Source organism: Plasticicumulans sp., assembly GCF_035331805.1.
GTDB lineage: Bacteria > Pseudomonadota > Gammaproteobacteria > Competibacterales > Competibacteraceae > Plasticicumulans.
In genome coordinates, this window is record NZ_DAOLKE010000323.1 from 1 (window position 1) to 3,953 (window position 3,953).

The window sequence follows — 3,953 nt, forward strand, 5'->3', positions numbered from 1 at the left end:
CTGTGACAGGCCGGACAGCCGGCGCGCCAGCGCGGCTTCGGTCGGCCCGGTGCTGCGTGCAACCTCACCGGCCTTCATTTCGCGTACCGACTGCAGGAGATCGTCGCAGAACTGCTGCATTTCATCGTCCACGATCCACCTCGGCGCGCAGGGCATTCAGGAATTCGGTCGGCAGATTGTCGAATTTGGCCTTGCTGTACACGATCAGCAGCCAGATACGTCCGTCATCGAGCATGTTGTAGTAAATCACCCGCGCGCCCCGCCGCTGGCCAACTTCCGTGGCGCGGCCCGCCCCGGCGCCGCGCCAGGTCCGCCCTCACTTGATCAGCCGCAACGCGAACGGCACGCGGAACGCCTTGCCCTGCGTGGCGGCGACGGCGCCCATCACGCAGAAGATCAGGTTCACCAGCGCGACGACCGGGTAGGCCAGCGCGCCGATCAGGACCCAGGCGAGGATGCGGGCGAGCAGGAAGCCGATCATGACGGTGATCGCCCAGTTCAGCGCCTCCCTGGCCTGATCCTGCACATAGCCGTCGTCCTTCTTGATCAGATACACGATCAGCGCGGGCACGAAGCTGAAGAAGATCGTGCCGATCCAGACCAGCAGCGCGACGTTCTTCGAATCCTGATTCAGCGTCACCGGGTATGAGCTTTCCATGACGGGTTTCCTCACTCGGGGCGCGCGGCACGGGGCGGGCGCGCCGGGTTGGCGGATGATGGATCGGACAGGCCGGACCGGCGGGCCGCGCACGGACAGGGGCGCGCCGGGCCTTGCATTCTGCGACTGCGCCGCGGCCGGCGAAGTTCGCGCGCCGGCCGCTGGCAGCGCGCGGGCGAGGCTTCGGGCTAGAGTCGGGCGCATGTCTGCTGCCGCCGCCGGAGTCCTGCCATGCCGATGTTCCGTTCCGCTGTCGCTGTTCTCGTCCTCGCTGCCGCCGCCGCGCCGGCCCCGGCCGGTGAAACCCTCGCGGCCGTGCTCGCGCGCGGCAGCCTGCGCTGCGGCGTCAATGTCAGCGTGCCGGGGTTCTCGTCGCCGGACAGTCAGGGGCGCTGGACCGGACTCGATGCCGACATCTGCCGCGCGGTCGCCGCGGCCGTGCTCGGCAGCGCCGACAAGGTCGAGTTCGTGCCGCTGAACGCGCAGCAGCGCTTCACGGCGCTGCAGTCGGGCGAGATCGATCTGCTGTCGCGCAACACCACCTGGACGCTCGGGCGCGCGGCGGGCCTGAAGCTGCGCTTCGGGCCGGTGGTGTTCTACGACGGTCAGGGCTTCATGGTCGCAAAGACGCTCGGCGTGAAGAGCGCCACCGAACTCGACGGTGCCAGCGTCTGCGTGCAGAGCGGCACCAGCACCGAGCAGTCGGTCGCCGACTGGTTCCGCGCCCGGCACATGAGCTTCAAGCCGGTGGTGATGGACAACTTCGACGAGCTGAACCGCGCCTTCTTCGCGCATCGCTGCGATGTCTACACGACCGACCGCTCGGGGCTGGCGTCGATCCGCGCGACCATGGCCGGCAGCCCCGAGGACTACGCGATCCTGCCCGAGGCCATCTCCAAGGAGCCGCTGGCGCCGGCCGTGCTGCAGAAGGACGCGGAGTGGGCCGAGGCGGTGTTCTGGAGCGTCAGCGCGCTGATCGAGGCCGAGGAGCGCGGCGTCAGCTCGCAGAACGTCAGGGCGATGCGCGACAGCGGCGATCCGGCGCTCGGGCGCATGCTCGGCGCCAGCAGCGATCTCGGCGATGCGCTGGGGCTGCGCGCCGACTGGGCGTATCAGGCCATCCTGCAGGTCGGCAATTACGGCGAGATCTACGAACGCAACCTCGGCGCCCCGCTCGGCCTCGCGCGCGGCCCGAACGCGCTGTGGACGCAGGGCGGGCTGCTGTACGCGATGCCGGTGCGCTAGATGCCCCAGCACGAGCGCGCGCCCTCGTCGTGGCCGTGGCCGTATCCGCGCTGGCAGCGCTGGCTGATCGAGCTCGTGTCACTCGCCGTGATCCTCGGCCTGCTGGCGCTCGCGGTGACGACGGTGCGCGACAGCCTGCGCGCGCAGCAGATCGCGAGCGGCTTCGGTTTTTTGCAGCGCGAGGCCGGCTTTGCGATCGCCGAGACACCGATCGCGTATTCACCGGCCGACAGCTACGCGCGCGCGCTCGCCGTCGGCCTCGTCAACACCGTGCGCGTGTCGCTGCCGGCGCTGTTCGGCGCGACCGTGCTCGGCGTGCTGCTGGCCGTGGCCTTGCGGAGCGCGCAGCCGCTCGCCCGCCGCGGCGCGCGCGTCTACGTCGAGTGCTTCCGCAACACGCCGCTGCTGCTGCAATTGTTCCTGTGGTACGCGCTGCTGACGACGCTGCTGCCGCCGCCGCGTCAGGCCTGGCAGCCGCTGGCGGCGGTGTTCGTCAGCAACCGCGGCCTGTACCTGCCGGTGCCGCTCGAACCGGGGCCATGGCTGTGGGCGCTGGCCGTGGCGGTGGCGAGCCTGATCGCAGCGTTGCGGCTGCGCGGCCGGCTGCTGCACACGCGTCGCCGCGGCCGGCTGCTGGCACCGCTTGCGCTGTTCGCGCTGCCGGTGCTGGCGACGCTGTGGCTCGGCGGCGCGAGTGCCGGACTGTCGCAGCCGGTGCTGCGCGGCTTCAACTTCGTCGGCGGCACGGTGCTGACACCGGAGTTCGCGGCCCTCGGGCTCGGCCTCACGCTGTACTCGGCGAGCTACATCGCCGAGATCGTGCGCGGCGGCATCGACGCCGTGCCGGCCGGCCAGCGCGAGGCGGCGCTGGCCGTGGGGCTGACGCCGGTGCAGGCGCTGCGGCTGGTGCTGCTGCCGCAGGCGGTGCGCGTCGCGCTGCCGCCGTATGCCGGTCAGGCGCTGAGCCTGATCAAGAACAGCTCGCTCGCGGTCGCGATCGGCTATCCGGACCTGCTCTCGATCGCCAGCACGACGATCAACCAGACCGGGCAGGCGATCGAAGGCATCGCGATCGTCATGGCGGCCTATCTGAGCGTGAACCTCGCGGTCGCGGGGCTGATCGCGCTGTGGGGCAGGGGACGCTGATGCGCCGCGCCGCGGGCTTGTCCGGACGGGTCCGGGTCTGCAGGGAAAAGTCCGGATTCGTGATCGTCATTCCTGCGGCCCGGCATTAGCCGCCGCCCAGGGTCCGGGTGCTCCGGACGGCCTTGCGCATGAAGTTTCCTTCATGTCCGGAGAAAGCCGCGCCGGATACTGCGCCTGCAGTATGGGATTGCCGGCATCGCGCACTAGGCTCATCGCTGCCGGCTGCGGCATCCGCAAATGTCCGACAGCCGGAAAAGCCGGTCACGTGCCCGAATGGCATTTCGATTCATTCCACCCTGCCTGTCTGCAGGGGAGGAATCCGCAAGCCGGACGTGAACGGCACATCGACGATTCCGGCCTGAACGCCGCGGCCGTGGGTTGCAACACGGCGGCCACGTTCCAGAAGCCGGACGCATGACGGCCACCGCCATCAGGAGTCCGAACATGTCCCGTCCGTCCCGTCCCGAAACCGCACCGTGCGCCGCGAGACTCACGCCCCATCACCGCCACGCGGCCGGCTGCGGCTGCTTCATCATCCCGACCCGGGTGCTCGACCGCTTCGCGCAGGACGAGCAACTGCCCGAGGCACAACGCAAATCCTTCGCCGATGCCGCGAGCATCGAAACCGAATGGCGCAAGGTGCGCAGCGCCAGCCAGCAACTGATGCGCATGGCGCACCGCGTGCTGCCGATCGGCATGACCGCGCTCGCCGCCGCCGCGCCGCCGGTGGTGAGCGTCTTCGACTGCCGCCACGGCATGGCGCTGCCCGGCACGCCCTTCTGCGATCCCGCCCATGCCACCGACGAGACCGCCCGCCGCACCTTCGCTGAAACCACGGCCATGGCCGAATTCCTGCGCCTGGCCTTCAACCGCAATTCGCTCGACGATGCCGGCATGGGCCTGC

At 70.0% G+C, this 3,953-nt stretch carries 3 protein-coding genes and 2 pseudogenes; 3 read left to right on the top strand and 2 right to left on the bottom strand.

All coding sequences use genetic code 11. The features are described from left to right. Positions 1 to 121: 121 nt before the first annotated feature. Positions 122 to 274 (bottom strand): annotated as a pseudogene (locus tag PKE44_RS16135) (transcriptional regulator); the annotation flags it as partial. Positions 275 to 316: 42 nt separating this feature from the next. After that, a complete protein-coding gene (locus PKE44_RS16140) occupies positions 317 to 658 on the bottom strand; it encodes a DUF4870 domain-containing protein (protein ID WP_324553189.1) in 342 nt (113 codons plus the stop codon). Positions 659 to 895: 237 nt separating this feature from the next. Between PKE44_RS16140 and PKE44_RS16145 the strand changes: the two genes are divergently transcribed. From PKE44_RS16145 to PKE44_RS16155, 3 genes and pseudogenes are all read left to right on the top strand, one after another. Beyond that, complete coding sequence (locus PKE44_RS16145) at positions 896 to 1,903, top strand: amino acid ABC transporter substrate-binding protein (protein WP_324553192.1); 1,008 nt, start codon at positions 896 to 898, stop codon at positions 1,901 to 1,903. Beyond that, positions 1,904 to 3,049 carry an ABC transporter permease subunit gene (locus PKE44_RS16150; protein ID WP_324553196.1) on the top strand — a complete coding sequence of 382 codons (1,146 nt, stop codon included), beginning with the start codon at positions 1,904 to 1,906 and terminating at the stop codon, positions 3,047 to 3,049. 444 nt (positions 3,050 to 3,493) lie between these two features. After that, positions 3,494 to 3,953: pseudogene (locus PKE44_RS16155) on the top strand (hypothetical protein); the annotation flags it as partial.

Coding starts and splice junctions, on each gene's coding strand:
- PKE44_RS16150 (WP_324553196.1), top strand. CDS start 1,904: ATGCCCCAGCACGAGCGCGCGCCCTCGTCGTGGCCGTGGCCGTATCCG.
- PKE44_RS16145 (WP_324553192.1), top strand. CDS start 896: ATGTTCCGTTCCGCTGTCGCTGTTCTCGTCCTCGCTGCCGCCGCCGCG.
- PKE44_RS16140 (WP_324553189.1), bottom strand. CDS start 658: ATGGAAAGCTCATACCCGGTGACGCTGAATCAGGATTCGAAGAACGTC.